Origin of the sequence: Nonomuraea sp. NPDC049649, from assembly GCF_040675175.1 — a bacterium.
Lineage (GTDB): Bacteria > Actinomycetota > Actinomycetes > Streptosporangiales > Streptosporangiaceae > Nonomuraea.
Genome location: NZ_JBFAOH010000012.1, coordinates 171,989 through 191,244, shown reverse-complemented (window position 1 = coordinate 191,244; position 19,256 = coordinate 171,989). Strand labels below are relative to the sequence as shown.

Below are 19,256 nucleotides of genomic sequence, written 5' to 3'. Positions count from 1 at the left end.
AACGACGCCCGCAAGGCGGGTAAGGACCACCCGCACGCCGTCCGCGTGCTGGCCCGCGCCTGGATCCGCGTGATCTGGCGCTGCTGGCTCGACGGCGTTCCCTACGACCCCGCCAAACACGGTGCCGCAGCAGCGCTCACCGAGTTCGTTGTTGCCTGAGGTTGACACAGGGAGTGTCATACGGCGGCGTCCCCGAGCTTGGCGAGCTGTTCCAGGACGGTGGGGTTGCGCAGCGGCCGGGTGAAACCGACGATCTTGTCGCGGCCCTCGTAGCTGGTCACCTTGATCGGCCCGCACAGGCGGCAGCGCGCCTCCACCATCTTGCCCTTCGACACGACCAGCCCGACGTGTCCCGGCCGGTCGGGCGCCGTGCCCGGCCCGGAGTCGAAGAACACCAGGTCGCCCGGCTGCTCGGAGCCCTGCTGGATCTTCTCGCCGAACGGCCACTGCCCGAACGTGGTGCGCGGGATGGACAGCCCCGCGTGCCGGTACGCGGCGTACACGATGCCCGAGCAGTCGAACGCGTCCGGCCCGGTGCCGCCCCACAGGTACGGCTTGCCGCGCTGGTCCAGGGCGTAGTCGAGGATCTTGGCCACCACGGCGCTCGGCGCGGCCTCGACCAGCGGCTCGTCGCAGGCGTCGTCCGCCTCCGGCGGCACCTCCACCACACCGGACTCGGCGTACTTCCGGGCGATCTCCTCCACCTGGTCGACGTACCACCAGGCGCGGTTGTAGACGAACAGCGCCCGCCGCACGTTCTCCGGCGCGCCGTTGCGCCGCAGCATCTTGGCCGCGCCGAGGATGGCGTCGGCCGGGTTGTAGACGTCGCCGATGCCGTCGCCGTCGCCGTCGGAGGCGTACCCGTTGAAGTCCGACGACATCGGCACCCTGGCCTTGCCGCCCCACGTGCTGATCAGGAACTGCATCGGCCCGGCCGCGCCCGCGTAGTTGGTGCCGCTCTTCACGCCGGGCAGCGTGGAGCGGCCGTGGTCGGTCTCGCGCTTGCCGACGGCGGCCAGGATCGTCCACTGGACCCCGACCTCCTCGCCGTACTTCCGGTACAGCTCCAGGTACTCGGACGGGATGTCGGCGGCGGCCGAGTCGGACGCCGCCTGCACGCGGGGGCCGTCGTCGGTGCAGTCCGGCAGCTCACCGCCGGACCCGATGAACGCGGGGATGGAGGTCATCAGCATCGGCGAGATGATAGCCAGACCCAGCAGGAGCACTCCGGCGGCGACGGCCGCGAAGACCGCTCGTGACCGGTTCACCCCTGCGTGTCCCCCTCCTGGCCGTCGCTCGCCGGCTGGAGGTCGAACACGCGCCAGTCGGTGCCGAGCTGGCTGACCGTGACCGCGTAGTCCTCCGTCAGCTGCCGGGGGCCGCTCCGCTGACTGATCTGCTGGGTTCCGGTGACCACGAACACGATGGACGCCTTCTCGATCTGCCTGATTTCCCGGACTTTCGCCGTCGCCGTGGAGACGACCTGCTCGTCGCGGTTCTGCTCCACGGTGCCGGGCGAGGTGAGGGTACGGGCGAGCACGTTGCCCAGGTCGGCCGTGGTGTAGCGGCGCACCCGGGCCACGTACGCGGCCGGATCCTCGTCATGGCGGAACGTCGCGTACTCGGCCAGGAACCGCTCGGCCAGGTCGGCGGCGGCGGCCAGTTGCTCCTTCGACATGGGCAGGTAGGCGTAGACGTCGAACGGCGCGTCGCTGGCGGTGGCCAGCGGCGTCGCCGGCACGACGGGCGAGGCGGTGGTGCGGGGCGCCGCCTGTTCCTGCCCGGCGGCGGGCTCGCGCGAGTCCGGCCACATGGTCAGGTAGAGGCCGACGGCGGCGAGCACCGCCACGATGGCGGCGAAGACCAGTCCTCGCCTGTCACCCGGCTGCGCCACGGTCTAGTCCTTGTCGGGGTTGGTGGGGTTGAGCCAGAAGGGCACCGCGGGCTCGCTCCCGCGCGAGCTGCTGCCCCACAGCGGCGGCGGCTCGGAGCCGCGCCGGTCGGAGTCGAAGAACCCGCCTCCGGAGGAGGAGCCGCCGAAGACGCGGCCGTCGGGGTTGCGGCCGAAGACGCCGCCGGAGGAGCCGTTGTCCCGGGAGGACCGCGCCCCGCCGCCGAACCGCGACCGCGCCGGTCCGGGCCGCGAGCCGCCCGAGCGGGACCCGTTCGACCCGCCGAACAGCGACCCGCCGGAACCGGAGCCACGCCCGAACAGCGACCCGCCGGAGCCACCGCCGGAGCGCCCCCCCGAGCTGCCCGAGCCACCGGAGCCGCCGAAGCGCGAGCGCCTTCCGCCCGAGGAGGTCCCGCCACGCGGCGCCCAGCCGCTCGGCCGCCCGCCGAACCAGCCGCCGGACCCGCCCGAGGCCGCGGACGCACCGGAGGAACCGGAGGAACCGCCGCCCGACCCGGAAGCCCGGGGACCGCCCGCCCCGCCGCCGAGCCCGCGCGGCCCACCGGCCGCCCGCACTCCGCCGCCCGGCCGTACGGTCCCGCCGCGGCTGTTCGTCCCGCCGAGGTTGAGCGGCGGCGCGTCGCCCTTGCGCGCCTCGGGCACCCGCCTGCCGCCTGCCTTGACCCCCTGCTGCTCCTTGTCCAGCGGCGCGGGCACCCGCACGCCCGAGGCGCCCTCGCTCTCCTCGCCCCGGACCCTGCCCTGGGCGACCCCGGACGCCGCCGCCCCGGCCGCTCCGCCGGAGACCGCGGCCGTGAGGAGCGGTTCGGCCTTCCGCACCCCCCACCGCCCGATCCGTGCGGACGCCACCGGAGGCAGCACGTTCGCGGCCCGCTCCAGTGTCGGCGAGCTGGCCGCCTCGCCGAGCATCCGGGTGGCCAGCGTGTGCCCGTTGATCGAGGAGAACAGGTGCTGGAACGGCCTGCGGTAGAAGAACACCGCGATCGTCAGCAGCGCCATGAACAGGATCTGCAGCCCCCACGGCATGGCCGTCGAGATGATCAATGCGTACCCGTACACCAGCACCCCGAGCACCAGCGCCAGCACGGCCTGCCGGAGCAGCGTCCCGATGAGCATCTCCACCCACCGCATGGCGATGATCCGCCCGCTGCCCGGATGCACGCCGATGAGCAGGAACACCGGCCCGAGGATCAGCAGCAGCAGGAAGCCGACCTTCAGCACCAGCAGCGAGACCGCCACCAGGAAGATGAGCACCCCGGCCACCATCGCGGCGATGAGCGCGCCGATGGCCACGCCGAGCCGGCTCGTCCAGTCGCGGCCGGAGAAGATGAAGTAGCGCGAGTCGTTCCTGAGCTTGTCGGCGATCTCGGCGTACTGGGCCTGGTGGGCGCCCACGTCGGGGGCCGGGTTCTCGGCGGTCGCGGGCGCGATGGACTGGGTCTCCAGCATGACCCGGCCGAAGTCTCGCACGATCGGCTGGTCGGGGTCGGCGGTGCCGAACATGCCCATCAGCCACGGCTTGCACACCAGGGTGGACCAGAGCGCGTCGGCGTTCTGCTCGACGCCGGGGGTGCCGTTCTGCCCGTAGCCGCCGGCCCGCACCTCGGGGTTGGTCTCGCCGGGCGGCGGCAGGCAGGACGTGCCGCCCGCGCCGGGCAGCCCGGAGAACGCGGAGTTGACCACTTCGCCGGTCTTGTCGGTGACGACCGCGCCGAGGCCGGTGAAGTCCTGCGGGCGGCTGAGGAACCAGGTCGCGACCGTGACCGCGAGCACCATCCAGATGACGCCTTCGGCGGTCGTGGTGGCCCGCTTACGGATCAGCCCGTACCACGCCAGCCAGATGGCGCCGAGGATGACGATCGGCTGCAGGTACGGCCAGTACATGGCCTGCGAGAGGTTGGTGACGATGTCGTCGACCACGTCCTTGATGGCCTGGAGCGGTCCCTCGGTCGCCGCGGCCTGGTACGTGGTGATCGTCAGCCGGTCGATGGCCTTGGCCCACAGGAAGATCGTGTTGGCCCAGGAGTTGCCGAGCACCGCGGCGATGTCGGAGCAGCCGAGCTCGTGCGTATGCCAGAACTGGCCGGCCATGCCGAACTGGCCGTAGTTCGTCACGACCGGCGCCTGGCCGCCCTCCGGCTCCGGCGGCTTGATCATGCCGTCGACGCCGCTGCCGATCACCTCGGGGGCGAGCTGGCCGGACAGGTCGCAGGGCGCGGCGGCGGCCGGCGACGTGGACCCGACCACGACGGGCACCACCACGAACCCGAGCAGCACCGTCACCACGGCGAGCGCCCACCGCCTGGGTAGCCGGATCTTCATGACCGCACCTCCTGCGCCGAGCCCACGCCCCCCTGAAGATCATCATGCCCGTTGCCGTCGGGTTTGTCGTGCGTTGGATTCGTGTCGAGCCAACGAAGCAGCTCATCCGAGATGAGGTCCACTCCGATGCGCCCGGCACGGCCGTCCAGATCGCGGAACACACACTCCCCGTTGCCCAGCGACCGGAGCACGGCCTTGTGCTCCTCCAGCGGCTCCACCCCGAGCAGCGCCATCACGTGGTCGACCTCCACCCGTTCGGTCGACCGGAAGGCGAACACGGACGACAGGCAGTTCGTCACCTGCTCGTTGAGCAGGTCTCCGGCGTTCTGGGAGACGAGCACCAGCGCCGTGTTGCGGGACCGGCCCATCCGGCTCACCTCGGGCACCAGCTTGGCGCCCTCCGGCGTGGACGTGATCGCCCACGCCTCGTCCAGGAAGATCGCCTTGGGCGCGCGCCGGTCGAGCCCGTTCATCAGCCTCCGCGCGAACTGGGAGACCAGGTAGAGCAGGGCCACCGAGAGCCGCTGCTCGTAGGAGTAGTCGTCCCGGGTCGTGGAGACGTCCGGCAGGGTGAGCCCGCCGAGCGTGAACACGGTCGTCCAGCCCTCGGTGTCGATCTGGTCGCCGCCGGACGGGTCGAAGCAGAGCCGCGCCAGATGCATCTCCGACATGGAGCGCAGCACCGCGCCGAGGTTCTTCGACGCGGCGTCCTCGGCCTGCTCCAGATAGTCGACGACCTTGCCGAGCGACGGGTCCGGCTGGTTGGACACCGCCGCCACCGCCTGGATCATCGCCGACTCGCGTTCCTCCGACATCCGCGGCAGCAGCAGCCGGAGCGTCTCGGTCGCCATCGTCTTCTTGGCCGCTATGTCGTCGCCGAACGAGAACGGGTCGAGCAGCCCCGGCGCGGCCGACCCGAGCGGGATGATCCGCGCCTTGCGGCCCCGTTTTTCGAGCAGCCGCACCAGCGACTCGGCGTCGCCCTTCGGGTCGATCACCGCGACCGTGACGCCGCGCAGCGCCATCTGGTAGATCATCAGCAGCGCGAGCGTGGTCTTGCCGCCGCCCGGCTCACCGGTGATCGCGATCGCCGTCGGCCGGTTGCGGCTCGCGGCCAGCAGCGGGTCGAAGTGGACGATGCTGCGGGCCCGGCCCACGGTCTCGCCGATGTACGGGCCCAGCCAGCCCTCGCCGCCGTGCTCCAGCCGGTCGCCGAGGTCGACGGTCGCGGTGGCCATGCCGCCCGCGATCGTCCGCAGCGGCTGCCGCTGCGCATAGGCGTTGATCTTGACGCGCTCGCCCGGCAGCGACTCGCAGAACAGCGAGAACTGGTCGCCCGTCGAGTTCACCACGTCGATGCCCATGTCGCGGTAGTGCTCGACCACCGCCTCCACCCGCTGCACGCAGATGTCCTCGGTCGGGGCCGACACGATCAGCCGGTGCCACCCGTACACGAACGGCAGCCGCTCCTTGGTGATGCCGTGCTCCAGCATCCGGGCCGCGTCGATCTGCTCCGCCAGCGCCAGCGGCGCCTCCGCGCCGGCCTCGCGGATGTGGATGTCCATGTCGCGGGCGTGCGCCAGCTTACGCGCGACGTCGCGGGAGGCCTTCACGGGCGGGATCAGCCGCATCCGCGACGAGATCTCCACCGGGAACGGCAACTGGTCGGCGAAGTGCATCCACGGCTCACCGTCCGGGAACGGCATCAGATCCGGGAACCGCGCGAACGACAGATGCGCCACGTACGAGTCGCCCTGCGGCTGCACGATGCGCAGCAGCGACCGGCCGTTGTGGATCTCCCCCTCGACCAGGGCCTCGATCTCGCCCTTGCCCCAGCGCCGCTTCGGGCTGGCCGACGGCGGCCCGTCGGCGAGCCCGCCCGCCGCCGCGTGCTGGAACAGCCACGCCACCTCCGTGGAGGTGGCGTGCCGTGCGTAGAGCGCGCTCGACGCGAGCGCCCGGCCGAGCCGTTCCGCCTGCTCGGTCCAGCGCGTTATCTCGCCGTCCGGTACGTGGTCGTCCTCGATCCCGAGAGCCTTCTCCGTACGCTGGTACAGCCCCAGGAGCTGGGCCAGCGCGCCCGTGCCGAGCTGCTTGCCCCGCGCCCCGAGCCGGACCCCGAGATAGACCTCCTTGGTCCAGAAGTCCTTCGCCCAGACGTGCCGGTACATCTCCTCCAGGTAGTCGCGCCAGCCCGGCCCCTCGTCGGAGGTGCCGTTGAGCGCCATCGCCCACTCGGCCGCCGGATAGGCCCGGTGCGCCACCCGCAGGTGCACCTCGGCGTCGGGCATCCTGATCGCGGCCAGCGCGATCGTGATGTTGGTCGCCAGCGCCTCGCGCTCCTCCGGCGTGACGAACTCGTAGCTGACCGTCGGCAGGCGGAAGTACGCCCACGCGCAGGTGTTCGTGAGCAGGATGCGGTCGTCGAAATATCGGACCGCCAGGCGCTGATGCGCGCGGGACGCCCTGCTCATGCCGCCCCCTCAGCGCATGAACGGGCCAGACCTGCTCGGATGTTCACTTAACGCTCACCGATTCTCGTGCCCGGGGGGTCACTCGCCAACTCCTCTTCGCTCGGTCGGACCTTCTGTGCCGCGAAGCCTGCGACCACGACCCCCGCGAGCGCCAGGTACGCCCGCCTGCCGGCCGTGCGCAACCGCCCGGGATCCACGATCTCCGCCCCGCCCGGGGCCAGATCGTCCTCCCAGGGCACCCTGACGATGGCCCGGCACCTGCCGCTGGCCACCGCCTCCGCCTGCTCGACGTCCGGCATCGAACGCCTGCTCACCCCGTTGACCACCATGACCGCGCGCCTCCTCAAGTCGGCGCAGCCGTGGCCGTCGAGCCACTCGTACGTCATCCCGACCGCCTCGGACGCCTCCTCGCTGGCGGGCACCACGAGCACCAGCTGATCCGCGTACGGAAGCACGCGGGCCGCCAGCGCCGCGGCCGGATCGATCACCGTCAGCTTGTAATGCCGGTCCAGCAGCGCCAGCGCGTCACCCAGCCGCTCGTCGGAGAAGAGACCCCGGTCAGCCAGCCGCTGCTCGGCCTCCGCGTCACCGTCGGCCGCCACCACCTCCAGCCCCGACGCCGTGCGAGTCGTATAACCCCGCATCCTCAAATAGCCGCTGACCTGCGACACCCCCGCCAGCAGCGACCCCAGCGTCTCCGGCGTCTCAGGCTCGATCCTGCTGCTCAACGTGCTCGCCCCGGTGCTGGCATCCACCGCCACCACCCGGTCATCGCGATATCCGGCAAGCGTGTGCCCCAGCATCAACGCCGTCGTACTCTGCCCCGCACCCCCCGTACACCCCAGCACCACGATCCGGCGACTCCCGCTGAACACACTCCGCGCCCGGGCCTCGTCGATCTCGGACCCGTCGCCGCGCATCCCGCTTCCGCCGACCACGACCCGCGCGACCCGCCGCCACCCCCCGGAGTCGCGCCCCACCACGGACTCGACCCGCCGCACCCGCGCCTCCCCCGCCCGCGGCCCCGGCACCACCACCCCACCGTCGATCAGCCCATCCGCCCGACCCACCTGACGCCCAACCGGCTCCCCAGCCCGCTCACCTTGCGCAGTCTCCGGGCTCACCCCGTCCGACGGCACCTCACCGCGCTCGCCGCCGACGTCCCGCCCGGCATTGGCCCACGCAGTCTGCCTGCGCTCGGCACCATCCCGCGCCGCCTCAGCCCGCCTACCCCGCCTCTCGGCGCCCGCATCCCGCCCACGCGTCGCACCCGGCGAGGCAGCGGACCGCGCATCCCCCGCGTCCTCCCCGCTCTCGCCACGGGACACCTCAGCGCCGGCGACCCGCTCAGGCTCTTCACTCGCAGCCCGCCCGCTCTCGGACGGCGCAACCTTCCCCTCGGTGCCCGCGCCCCTCGCAGCCCGCTTACGCCCCGCCCCCCGCGAAGTAGCGGACCGCGCATCCTCCGCGCTTCCGCCACGGGACGCCTCACCGTCAGGCTGCTCGTCCTCGGACGGCGCAATCTGACCCTCGGGGGTCGTATCCCCGGTCTGCTGGTGGTCGGCGGGTGCGGGCTCTTCCGCAGGCTGTTCGGCTTGCTGAGGGTGTGCCTCCTGCTCGGTGGTCACTACTCGAAGCCCGCGACGGCGCGTTCCCCCGCGGTCCGTCTCAGGCTCGGATCTGTCCGGGCGTTCCTCGGCACCGTCGGATTCTCCGGACGGTGCCGCATCCCGGGGAGAGTCTTCCGGCGCGAGCTCCGAAGTGTCGTCCCGTCTGGTGGGGAACGTCGGCTCGGGCCCGTGGTCGTGCAGCGGGCGGGACAGCGTGATGGGCCGCGAGTCGGGTGTCAGCGGCGCCCAACTCCGCTGGGCGTCGGCGAGGAGGGCGGGGTTGAGCCGGGGCGGCTGGCCCTTGCGGTGCTGTCTCCTGGCGGCCTCGTCTTCGCCGGAGCGCTCGGGGCGCGCGGTGTCGGCGGAGGTGCCGTCGGCGCTGGCCGCCAGTTTGCGGAGGCGCCGCAGTGCTTCGGTGTCGATCGGCCTGGCCCCGGCGCTCTGGCGGGGCCGGCGAGGGGCGGCCTCGTCCTGAGACTCCGGCTCCGAGGGACGTTCCTCTCGTACGGGGTCGCGGACCAGGCGCAGTTCCCGTACCGAAGAAGCAGAAGGGACGTCGGCGGGCTCTCCCGAAGAGACCTGCTCGTGGTCCGCCGGTTCCCGGGACGGAAGCCCTGACTCTCCGGACGGGAGTACGGACTCACGCGCCCCAAGGCCGGAATCAGCGGACGGGAGCGCGGACTCGCCGGACGGCAGCGCGGGCGCAGTGCTCGGGTGGACGCGGGTGCCCCAGCCCGTGCGGGACGGTTCCGCGGCGACCTGGACCCGGCCGGCCGACTCGGCGACCGTGACCGTGAGCGGGGCGTGGGCGGCGGCTGCTGCGGCGGCGGCCACGGCGGGCCTGACTTGGCGCGGGGCCGTGGCCGGGGTGCGCTTGCGGGCGGGCTGGCGGGACTTGCGGGAAGCCTTGACGCGTACGGGGTAGGCGCGCCAGACGCGGGCCGAGAACGTGATGGTGTCGGGCTCCGACAGGGGCGCCAGGCGGTACCACGCCTTGGGCTCGCCGAGGTAGCGCAGCTGGGACTCCAGCAGTTCGGTGAGCCGTTTGCCCTCGATGACGGGGCGGGTGGCGAGCCAGGTCACGATGCCGGGCGGCACCAGGTAGAGCACGTGCCAGGGCATCGCCACGGGCACGCCGACGAGCCAGAGCAGGAGCGACCAGGGGACGAAGACGCCGACGAACACGCCGATCCAGACGATCGGGAGCGGCATGGGCAGCCGTAGGTCGTACAGCTTGTAGAGCCGCTTCTCGATGCGCCAGATGTTCGTGTACGTGGGCAGGTCCACGCGGTCCTCCTCTCCACCCGCTCGTTCATGACCACCGGAGAGTGGTCTCAACCCTTACTGGATGCCGAGGGCACCCGCGATCGCCTTGGCCGTCACCTCGATGATGTTGGGTACGTAGAAGATCACGCCGATGGCCACGGCCAGGATGAGGAACTGGACGAAGCGCGTGATCTCCCGGGTGAAGAGGAAGAACAGTGCGACGACGGACACGACGACGAGGAAGAGCGGGGCGAAGAAGGCGCGCAGGAACTCGGCGAGCCCTTCGGTGTTGACGCCGGTGGGTGGGGGGGTGGGCGTCATCTCGATGAGGTTGAGCAGTACGGTCTTGAAGATCACTTCTTGTCCTCCCGGGGGGTGCCGATCAGCGGGACCCGGCTATCCGACGACACGACCGGCGCCACGGATGTCGTCGACGTACCATTTGTCGCCCTGCTTCTCGACGGTGAGGCGGTATGCCTGCTGGAGGCGGCCGTCCGTCACGCCGGGGCCTGCGGTGTTGTCGGGGTCGGTGGTCGCGGGCGCGCTGCCGGGCACGACCCAGACCACGACCGCCTCGATCTCTCTGGTGGCACCCCCCACAGGCACCACGACGCTCTTGAGCTCGGCGAAGGTGAAGGCGCCGGCGAAGCTCGGCAGGCTCGTGCCGGCGGTGACGTAACGCTGGAGTTCGGCGGTGTTGCCGGAGGCGTAGTTGCGGAAGAAGCCCTCCAGTTGCGGCTTGAGCTCGGCGGTGGCCGCGTCGTCGGTCTCCGGGCCGGCGGCCTGCGGCAGCTGGGCGGGGGCGGGGGCGGGCAGGATCGCGGGCCAGCCCGAGACGACGAACCGGCGGCCGTTCTCGCCACCGGAGTAGTAGATCGGCACCGACAGGTGCATCCTGCGCGGGCCGGACTGGAACGCCACGGTGACGACGGCGTTGTTGGCGTCGGCGACCTCGATGTCGTACGCCTGGATGGCGACGGCGCCCAGCCGGCCGTTGCCGTCCCAGCCCAGTTGCTGGTCCATGCCGTCGGCGATGAATGCGGCCAGCTTGCCTGACCTGCTCACGGCGTCGTCGGGATTGAAATTCAGGTAGACGCCCGCGAACTGGGCGGCGAACGCCATGGCCTGGTCGCGAGGGAAGTCGCTGCCCGGTTGCGCGGTCGCATTCGGAGCGGCGGCGTTTTGCCCGGTAAACCGCTCGAATGGGGCACGGATCCCATTTACCACGATTACTACGATAAGCGCCCAGAGGACGATCCGGCCCGTCCAGACGAGCCACCGCCCGCCGCCACCCGACCACCCGCCGCGCCGCGGCCGCCGGGACTGCGGGGGGTCGTAACCGATGTCGGGGTGTTCGGAAAGCTCGGGCCCGCCAGCGGTCCGAGGACCGTGCTGGACGGTTGACCTACGAGCCATCACGCCTCCGCTCGCGCCAATCGCCCCGGCTGGCGCGGTGTCGTCCGTTGCCGATCCCCATCATCCGCGGTGAAGCAGTCACCTTATCCGGTCTCCGCCATTGTTCCAGGAAAGCCACGCCCATGCTGCAAGCATCGCCGTCCAGGGGCAAACCGAGTGCGCATAGGACGCACCCGGCGCGCCGGTTTGTGTGTGTTCCCTGTCGAAAGGGCATTTGACCAGGCCAGAGACCTAAAAACGCATAACCCGACCGCCACGAATTCCTGTCCTCACGGCGGCGCGATAGCTGTGACCTGCGACTTCTTCACCCCGTGTTCGATACCTCACGGGTCTGGCCCGGCCGTTCCGGCTCCGGCCGAGCCTGGGATCGGACCGGCCGCGGTCAGGCGGGCCGGCGGGGGCGGTCGCGGAGACCGGCGGGCTGGACGGCCCGCTCCAGGGTGTCGCGCAGCCCGGCCAGCAGGCTCGTGGCGGCGTCCCGGCCGCGCAGCCGCCTGATCACCTGCTCGCGCTCGTCCGCCTTCATCCGGAGGTAGTCGTCGCGGTCGACGCGCAGCCCGTACATCTGCTCGACCCGCAAGAGCGCGAGCTCCTCCTCCAGGCTGATGCCGGTGAGCGAGGGCGTCTGGCGCCGGTTCCTGATGATGCGACGGAGCATGGGGGCCTCCCGAGTCAAGCGTGACCGCCTTGACGGTTCGACGCGCGAGCCGCCCAATTGGTTGACACAGAAGTAGTCCCGGAATCAGATATACAGAATCCGGCTAATCAGCAGCCCCGACGGGGAACGAGATCTTCACTCGCCGAGCCGGATGCCGCAGTGGAGGCGGGCGACGACGTGCTCGTCTAGGCCCGTGCCACGAAGACGAACTCCAGCCCCGGCCGGTCCGGGGCGTCCCGGACGTCCTCGACCCGGTAGCCGGTCTCGCGCAGCGTCCGCTCGACCTCGTCACGCTCACGGAAGCGCAGCGTCGACTCGGAGGTGAGCACCGCGCCGTCCGCGAAGGCGTACGTGCGACGGAAGGTCACCAGCGGCCCCGAGACGTCCAGCACGTCGGTCCGCGTCTCGACCCGGCCCTCCCCCGGAATGTCGGCGACCTCGCAGGCCCCGTCCCACCCCTCCCAGGCACGGCGGGCGGGGTCGCGGGTCTCGAAGACGAGCACGCCGCCGGGCCGCAGCGCCGCGCGCACCCCGCGCAAGGCGGCCAGCCACTCGTCGTCGGTGAGGAAGACCTGCGCCACGTTCCCCGTCATGGTCGCCAGGTCGGCATCGAGCGGCGGCAGCCCGGCGGCGTCGCCGAGGATCCACCGCACCCGCTCCGCCTCCGGCTTGGCGCGGGCGACCTCCAGGGACGCCTCAGCGGGGTCCGCGCCGACCACCTCGGCGCCGCGCCCGGCGAGCAGGCAGGCGAGCACGCCGGTGCCGCAGCCCACGTCGAGCACCCGCCGCGCGCCGAACTCCGCGACCATCGCCGCGTACACGTCGAGATCACTCCGGTCGGGGTCGAGCGCGTCGTAGATCCGGGCCAGCCGGGGCACGGCATAGTGCGCATCAGGCATGGAACCGACGCTATCGACCCGTACAACGGGTTTTCCTGAAGCCCGCTACACGTTGAAGCGGAACTCCACCACGTCGCCGTCCTGCATGACGTAGTCCTTGCCCTCGATGCGGGCCTTGCCGGCCGCGCGGGCCGCCGCGATCGAGCCGGTCTCCACGAGGTCGTCGAACGAGACCACCTCGGCCTTGATGAAGCCGCGCTGGAAATCGGTGTGGATGACCCCGGCCGCCTCCGGCGCGGTGGCGCCCTTGGGGATGGTCCACGCGCGGGCCTCCTTCGGCCCGGCGGTCAGGTAGGTCTGCAGGCCGAGGGTCTCGAAGCCGACCCGGGCGAGCTTGCTCAGCCCCGACTCGTGCTGGCCGACGGACTCCAGCAGCTCCATCGCCTCGTCCTCGTCGAGCTCGACCAGCTCGGACTCCAGCTTGGCGTCGAGGAACACCGCCTCGGCGGGCGCGACCAGGGCCGACAGCTGCGCCTTCAGGTCGTCGTCGACCAGCTCGTCGGAGTCGACGTTGAACACGTACAGGAACGGCTTGGCCGTCAGCAGGTGGAGCTCGCGCAGCTCGGCGCTGTCGAGCCCGCTCTCGAAGATGGTCCGGCCGGTCTCCAGGACGGCGAGCGCGGCCTGGGCGGCCTCCAGGGCGGGCTTCTTGTCCTTGTTGTGGCGCGACTCCTTCTCCAGGCGCGGGATGGCCCTCTCGACCGTCTGGAGGTCGGCCATGATCAGCTCGGTGTTGATCGTCTCGATGTCGCGCTTGGGGGAGATCTCGCCGTCGACGTGGGTGACGTCGGGGTCGTTGAAGACCCGGATCACCTGGCAGATGGCGTCGGTGTCGCGGATGTTGGCGAGGAACTGGTTGCCCCGGCCCTGCCCCTCGGAGGCGCCCTTGACCAGGCCCGCGATGTCGACGAACTCCACCTTGGCGGGCAGGATCCGGGCGGACCCGAAGATCTCGGCCAGCTTGGGCAGGCGCTCGTCGGGCACGCCCACGATGCCCACGTTGGGCTCGATGGTGGCGAACGGGTAGTTGGCGGCAAGCGCGTTGCCGGTCTTGGTCAGGGCATTGAACAGCGTCGACTTGCCGACGTTGGGCAGACCGACGATGCCGATGGAGAGGCTCACGCCCAGCGAGTTTACTGGCTCCGCGGAGGAGCCCAGGCGTGTCGGGTCCCCATCACGGCGGGATGGCCTGCATCATCGATCAGATGGATGTCGTCTCGCTTCTGCTGGGGCTGCTCGCCGGCGCGCTCATCGGGTTCCTCGTGGCCAGGACGCGGGCGGCGGTGCGGGTGGCCGAGGCCGACGCGCGCGCCAAGTCCGCCGCCGACAAGCTCGTCTACGTCGAGGAGCAGCTGGCCGAGCGGTTCCAGGCCCTGTCCACCCGGGCGCTGGACGTGAACAACGTGCGCTTCCTGGAGCTGGCCGAGAGCCGCCTGGCCGCCACCAGGGCGGAGGCCGCCGGTGACCTGGACCAGCGCAGGCAGGCCGTCGAGCACCTGGTCGAGCCGTTGCGGGAGGCGCTGGCGCGGGTCGAGACGCAGCTGCGCGACACCGAGTCGGGCCAGCGCGCCGCCCGGGCCGAGCTGGCCAAGGAGATGGAGTTCGTCCGCCACAGCCACGAGCAACTGCGCGCCCAGACCACCGCGCTGGTGCGGGCGCTGCAGCGCCCGGAGGCGCGCGGCCGCTGGGGCGAGATGCAGCTGCGCCGGGTCGCCGAGATCGCGGGCATGCAGCGCCACTGCGACTTCGACGAGCAGGTGTCGGAGTCCTCGGTACGTCCCGACATGGTGGTGCGGCTGGCCGGGGGCAAGAACATCGTGGTCGACGCCAAGGTGTCGCTGGCCGCCTACCTGGAGGCCGCGGAGGCGGGCGACGAGTCGCTGTCCACGGTCCGGCTCGACGCGCACGCCCGGCACCTGCGCGAGCACGTCGACCGGCTGGCCGCCAAGTCCTACTGGCAGTCGTTCTCCCCGGCGCCGGAGTTCGTGGTGCTGTTCATCCCCGGCGAGGCGTTTTTGGCGCCCGCGCTGGAGCGCGACCCCGGCCTGCTGGAGCACGCGATGGCCCGCCGGGTCCACATCGCCACCCCGACCACGCTGATCACGATGCTGCGCACCGCTCAGTACGCCTGGCAGCAGGCCGCGCTGAGCGAGAACGCGCGGGCGGTGTTCGAGCTGGGCAAGGAGCTGTACGAAAGACTGTCCTCGATGGGACGGAACGTGGAGGCCCTCGGCAGGACTCTGGCCCGTACCGTGGAGGCGTACAACAAGACCGTCGGATCGCTGGAGAGCCGCGTCCTGGTCACCGCGCGCAAGCTGCACGACCTGGGCGTCGTCGACGGCGAGCTCGACTCCCCCGGGAGCGTCGAGGACCTGCCGCGCCCTCTGGCCTCCCCCGAACTCCTCGAAACCCCGTCTCTCATCACACACGCGAACGGTAAGTTGACCAGCGGGTCGCAATAAGGGGGGTGGGCCGGTGACCGGCACAGGCAAGCGTTCCGCCGTCAGGCTGACCGCGCGCGGCGCCATCGCTCTCACGCTCGTCTCGACGCTCGCCGGTTACGTGCTGGCCGCCCTGCTCGACATGCAGGTGCTCGTCGGGCTGGCGTTCGTGGCCGCCTGCCTGCTCGGCGTGGTGATGGTCAACCCGCGCGAGCTGCTGTCGCTGGTGGTGACGCCGCCGCTGGTGTTCTTCGTGGCGACCCTCTTCGTCGAGCTGGGCCGGGCGCTCGTCACGGTCGGCATCCTGCAGTCGCTGGCGCTCGGCCTGTACGGGTCGCTGTCGCGCGGCGCGCCCTGGCTGTTCGCGGGCTCGGCGATCGTGCTCGGCGTGGCCCTGGCCCGCGGCCTGCGCGACAACGTACGAGACCTGCGCGAGGAGCTGCGGGCGGGCGCGGAGGTCCCGCGCCCGCGTCAGCCGCAGCCGTACGTGCCGGAGCCCGAGGGCTACTTCGAGCCCCGCGTCTACGGCACGCCCAGAGGCGAGGACTAGCCGGCCCGCAGGTCCTTGCGGAGCTCGTGCGGGAGCGCGAAGCGCACCTTCTCCTCCACGGACTCGACCTCGGTCACGTCGCCGAAGCCGCGCTCGGCCAGCCGCGCCAGCACGCCCTGGACCAGCTCGTCCGGCACCGACGCGCCGCTGGTGAGGCCGACCGTGGTGACGCCCTCGAACCACTCGTCGCGGATGTGCGAGGCGTCGTCGACGAGGTAGGCGGCCTTGGCGCCGTGGTCCAGGGCGACCTCGACCAGGCGCTTGGAGTTGGAGGAGTTGTCGGAGCCGACCACGATCACCAGGTCGGCCTCCGCGGCGATCTCCTTGACCGCGACCTGCCGGTTCTGCGTCGCGTAGCAGATGTCGTCGCTGGGCGGGTCGATCAGGTTGGGGAAGCGCTGCTTGAGCCGGGCGACGGTCTCGTTGGTCTCGTCGACCGACAGCGTGGTCTGCGACAGCCACACCAGCTTGCCCGGGTCACGGACCTCGACCTTCTCGACGGAGTCGAGGCCGTCGACGAGCCGGATGTGGTCGGGGGCCTCGCCGCTGGTGCCCTCGACCTCCTCGTGTCCTTCGTGCCCGATGAGCAGGATGTCGTAGTCCTGGCCGGCGAATCTCTTCGCTTCGTTGTGAACCTTCGTCACGAGCGGGCATGTAGCGTCAATGGTGCGAAGCTGCCGCTCTGCGGCCTCGGCGTGCACCGCGGGAGAGACGCCGTGGGCGGAGAACACCACGATCTCCCCCTCGGGCACCTCCTCGGTCTCCTCGACGAAGATGGCGCCCTTGGCCTCGAGCGTCTTGACCACGTGCGTGTTGTGCACGATCTGCTTGCGTACGTAGATCGGTGCGCCGTACTGCTCCAGCGCCTTCTCGACCGCCACGACGGCTCGATCGACTCCGGCGCAGTAGCCGCGGGGCTTGGCCACGAGAACGCGGCGGGAAGAAGAGGTCTGGAGCTCCATAGTCCATATGCTACGTGGAGCGGCCGACGGGCCTGCGCGTGCGTATACGCACACGCTTTGCCAGACTGGCCATCCCACACTGACCTCCCAGGGAGACGTACATGTCCCTCAGCGACGTGATACGCAACATCGCCAAGTCCGTCACCGGCAAGGACGGACTCAAGGACAAGGCGCGTGACCTGCCGCTCCTCGTCGTGCGCGGCACGCTCAGCGCGGCCGGTCAGGCGCTCACGCTCGTTGACCGGGTGAAGAACTCGATCAGGGGCGGCAAGGACGGCAAGGAGAAGGAAGACGCCGAATCCCGGCCGTCGGACGCCACGACACCGGCCGCCGAGGAGGAGAAGCCGGCCCGCAAGGAGCCGGTCATCTTCGCTCCCAAGCCCGGCGCCGCCGAGCCCAACGGCACCGCCAAGGCCAAGCCGGACCCCGTCATCTTCGCCCCCGCCAAGACCGACACCGCCCCCGAGACCGCCGCCAAGCCCGAACCCGAGACGAAGCCCAAGCCCGAGGCCGAGACCAAGCCCGAGGCCGAGAGCAAGGCCGCTCCTGAGGACGCGGTCGCCCAGCCCGCCGTCGCGCAGCCCGTGACGATGGAGCCCGAGAAGGCCGAGGAGCAGCCGAAGCCCAAGAAGGCCGCCAAGGCCAAGGCCGAGCCCGCCAAGGCTAAGGAGAAGGAGAAGCTGGCCGAGGCGGCCGAGACCGTACCCGCCGCCGCCGGGAGCGAGCCTTCCCTGGGCGCGGGCGAGCTGGTCGAACCCATCCCCGGCTTCGCGTCCCTGTCGGTGGCGTCGCTGCGTGCCCGCATGCGCGGCAAGACCGAAGAGCAGATCGCCGAGTACCTCGCGTACGAGCAGGCGACCTCGGCCCGTCCCGAGGTGATCCGCATGTACGAGAACCGCCTGGCGAAGCTGCGCTCCGGCGCATGACGTCCAAGACCACGCCCGAATCACCGCTGCCGATCCGCACGGTCCTGCAGATGGTGGGCGGCTGGATCGGCAAGCTGGGCACGGTCTGGGCCGAGGGCCAGATCACCGATCTGAGCGCCCGCGGCGGCACGGTGTTCCTGACGCTGCGCGACCCGGTGGCGAACGTGTCGGCCCGGGTCACGGCGCCGCGCGGGGTGTACGAGGCCGCGGAGCCCCGACCGGCTGACGGCGCCAGAGTCGTGGTGCACGTCAAGCCGGACTTCTGGGTCAACCGCGGCTCGTTCGCTTTCACCGCGCTGGAGATCCGCCCGGTCGGGGTGGGCGAGCTGCTGGCGCGTCTGGAGCGGCTGCGCCGGCTGCTGGCGGCCGAGGGGCTGTTCGGCGCCGAGCGCAAGCGGCGGCTGCCCTTCCTGCCGGGCACGATCGGGCTGATCTGCGGCCGCGACTCGGCGGCCGAGCGCGACGTGCTGGAGAACGCGCGGCGCCGCTGGCCCGCCGTACGGTTCAGGGTCGAGGAGGTCGCCGTCCAGGGCCCGTACGCGGTGGCCGAGGTGACCGGGGCGCTGGAGCGCCTGGAGGCCGACCCCGACGTCGAGGTGATCGTGATCGCCCGGGGCGGCGGGTCGCTGGAGGACCTGCTGCCGTTCTCCGATGAGACGCTGGTGCGCGCGGTGGCGGCCTGCCGGACCCCGGTGATCAGCGCGATCGGCCACGAACAGGACAGCCCGCTGCTCGACCTGGTGGCCGACGTGCGCGCCTCCACGCCGACGGACGCCGCCAAGAAGGTCGTGCCCGACGTGGGCGAGCAGCTGACGCTGATCCGCCAGCTGCGCGACCGGGGCCGCAGGGTGGTGAGCGGCTGGCTGGACCGGGAGATGTCCTGGCTGACGGCGGTGCGTTCGCGGCCTTCGCTCGCCGATCCGGTGCGCGAGCTGGAGCGGCACGCCGAGCAGGTCGACGGGCTGCGCGAGCGGGCCAGGCGCGCGCTCTCCGGTTCGCTGGACCGGGCCGGTGACGACTTGACGCATGTGCGGGCCCGCCTGGTGGCGCTGTCGCCCGCCGCCACGCTGGAGCGCGGTTACGCGATCGTGCAGCGCCCGGCGGGCGAGGTGGTCCGCGGCGCGGCGGAGGTCGCCCCGGGCGACGAGCTCACGGTGCGGCTGGCCGACGGCCGTGTCACGGTGCGCGCCGAGCCGTGACGGCGGCGGCGATGTCGCCGACCCCCGCCTTGATCTCCTCGACGGTGAGCCCGCGTTCCGCGCGCTGGAACGAGATCAGGTGCGCGTTGACGGGTGAGAGCAGCGCGTCGGCCAGGAAGCGCGGGTCGGCGTCGGGCCTGGCCTGGGCCAGGAGCGTGGCCAGATGGGTGTGGTACACCCGGTAGGGGCCGCTGTATCTGGATTTGGGGGTGCCCACCTCCGCCAGCAGGAACAGGTCGAGCTGCGACACCACGCGGTCGACGAGCCCCGTCAGGAAGGCCGCGACCCGCTCGGCCGGCGGAGCTCCCGGCCCCAGCGGCGGCGGGCCGCTGATGAACGCCTCCTGGAAGCGGCGCTCCCGCTCGTCGATGAGCGCCCACGCCAGGCCTGCCCGGTCGCCGAAGCGCCGGTAGACCGTGCCCACGCCCACACACGCCTCCTTGGCGACCTCGTCCAGGGAGAGCTGGTCGGCGCCGCGGGCTTGGATCATGCGGGCGGCCACTTCGATGATCTTCCGCCGGTTCCGCGCCGCGTCGGCGCGCTCCGGTTGGGGCTGCCCCAGCACGGGAAGCTGACGTCCGCACACGGCTCTGAGCATACGGGGCGCGCAAACGGAAA

The 19,256-nt window shown here is 71.6% G+C and carries 16 protein-coding genes; 4 read left to right on the top strand and 12 right to left on the bottom strand.

All coding sequences use genetic code 11. The features are described from left to right. Positions 1 to 176 precede the first annotated feature (176 nt). The 10 genes from AB0J42_RS18570 to ychF form a co-directional block, all read right to left on the bottom strand. Complete coding sequence (locus AB0J42_RS18570; protein WP_364295793.1) at positions 177 to 1,193, bottom strand: NlpC/P60 family protein; 1,017 nt, start codon at positions 1,191 to 1,193, stop codon at positions 177 to 179. A 71-nt stretch (positions 1,194 to 1,264) separates the two neighbouring features. Further along, on the bottom strand, positions 1,265 to 1,894 hold the full coding sequence (locus AB0J42_RS18565) for a hypothetical protein (protein WP_364295790.1): 630 nt from the start codon (positions 1,892 to 1,894) through the stop codon (positions 1,265 to 1,267). A gap of 3 nt (positions 1,895 to 1,897) precedes the next feature. After that, a complete protein-coding gene (locus tag AB0J42_RS18560; protein ID WP_364295787.1) occupies positions 1,898 to 4,237 on the bottom strand; it encodes a type IV secretion system protein in 2,340 nt (779 codons plus the stop codon). Further along, complete coding sequence (locus tag AB0J42_RS18555; RefSeq protein ID WP_364295784.1) at positions 4,234 to 6,711, bottom strand: ATP-binding protein; 2,478 nt, start codon at positions 6,709 to 6,711, stop codon at positions 4,234 to 4,236. Before AB0J42_RS18555 ends, AB0J42_RS18560 begins: the two co-directional genes overlap by 4 nt. A gap of 47 nt (positions 6,712 to 6,758) precedes the next feature. Beyond that, entirely contained in the window at positions 6,759 to 9,608 is a 2,850-nt protein-coding gene (locus tag AB0J42_RS18550; protein WP_364295781.1) for a TcpE family conjugal transfer membrane protein, read from the bottom strand. A 54-nt stretch (positions 9,609 to 9,662) separates the two neighbouring features. Then, the gene (locus AB0J42_RS18545) at positions 9,663 to 9,908 is read right to left on the bottom strand and encodes a hypothetical protein (protein ID WP_364295807.1); all 246 of its coding nucleotides are present in this window, start codon (positions 9,906 to 9,908) and stop codon (positions 9,663 to 9,665) included. 75 nt (positions 9,909 to 9,983) lie between these two features. Then, positions 9,984 to 10,709 carry a conjugal transfer protein gene (locus AB0J42_RS18540; RefSeq protein WP_364295778.1) on the bottom strand — a complete coding sequence of 242 codons (726 nt, stop codon included), beginning with the start codon at positions 10,707 to 10,709 and terminating at the stop codon, positions 9,984 to 9,986. A 676-nt stretch (positions 10,710 to 11,385) separates the two neighbouring features. Continuing rightward, positions 11,386 to 11,661, bottom strand: coding sequence for a hypothetical protein (locus tag AB0J42_RS18535; protein WP_364295775.1), 276 nt, complete (start codon positions 11,659 to 11,661; stop codon positions 11,386 to 11,388). Between the two features lie 185 nt (positions 11,662 to 11,846). Then, positions 11,847 to 12,560, bottom strand: coding sequence for a class I SAM-dependent methyltransferase (locus AB0J42_RS18530; RefSeq protein WP_364295772.1), 714 nt, complete (start codon positions 12,558 to 12,560; stop codon positions 11,847 to 11,849). Between the two features lie 45 nt (positions 12,561 to 12,605). Beyond that, on the bottom strand, positions 12,606 to 13,682 hold the full coding sequence (gene ychF / locus AB0J42_RS18525; protein ID WP_364295769.1) for a redox-regulated ATPase YchF: 1,077 nt from the start codon (positions 13,680 to 13,682) through the stop codon (positions 12,606 to 12,608). An 83-nt stretch (positions 13,683 to 13,765) separates the two neighbouring features. On the opposite strand from ychF, the gene AB0J42_RS18520 reads away from it, so the two are divergent. Then, positions 13,766 to 15,022: a DNA recombination protein RmuC gene (locus AB0J42_RS18520; RefSeq protein ID WP_364295766.1), complete on the top strand. Its 1,257-nt coding sequence runs from the start codon at positions 13,766 to 13,768 to the stop codon at positions 15,020 to 15,022. Positions 15,023 to 15,035: 13 nt separating this feature from the next. After that, complete coding sequence (locus AB0J42_RS18515; RefSeq protein ID WP_364295763.1) at positions 15,036 to 15,551, top strand: DUF6542 domain-containing protein; 516 nt, start codon at positions 15,036 to 15,038, stop codon at positions 15,549 to 15,551. Here the strand turns inward: AB0J42_RS18515 and AB0J42_RS18510 are convergent. After that, positions 15,548 to 16,513 carry a 4-hydroxy-3-methylbut-2-enyl diphosphate reductase gene (locus AB0J42_RS18510; protein WP_364295760.1) on the bottom strand — a complete coding sequence of 322 codons (966 nt, stop codon included), beginning with the start codon at positions 16,511 to 16,513 and terminating at the stop codon, positions 15,548 to 15,550. The genes AB0J42_RS18515 and AB0J42_RS18510 overlap by 4 nt on opposite strands. A gap of 101 nt (positions 16,514 to 16,614) precedes the next feature. On the opposite strand from AB0J42_RS18510, the gene AB0J42_RS18505 reads away from it, so the two are divergent. Next, positions 16,615 to 17,439: a hypothetical protein gene (locus tag AB0J42_RS18505; protein ID WP_364295757.1), complete on the top strand. Its 825-nt coding sequence runs from the start codon at positions 16,615 to 16,617 to the stop codon at positions 17,437 to 17,439. After that, positions 17,436 to 18,638, top strand: coding sequence for an exodeoxyribonuclease VII large subunit (xseA, locus tag AB0J42_RS18500; RefSeq protein ID WP_364295754.1), 1,203 nt, complete (start codon positions 17,436 to 17,438; stop codon positions 18,636 to 18,638). Before AB0J42_RS18505 ends, xseA begins: the two co-directional genes overlap by 4 nt. On the opposite strand, the gene AB0J42_RS18495 is transcribed toward xseA, so the two are convergent. After that, on the bottom strand, positions 18,616 to 19,224 hold the full coding sequence (locus AB0J42_RS18495) for a TetR/AcrR family transcriptional regulator (RefSeq protein WP_364295751.1): 609 nt from the start codon (positions 19,222 to 19,224) through the stop codon (positions 18,616 to 18,618). The genes xseA and AB0J42_RS18495 overlap by 23 nt on opposite strands. Positions 19,225 to 19,256: the final 32 nt, after the last annotated feature.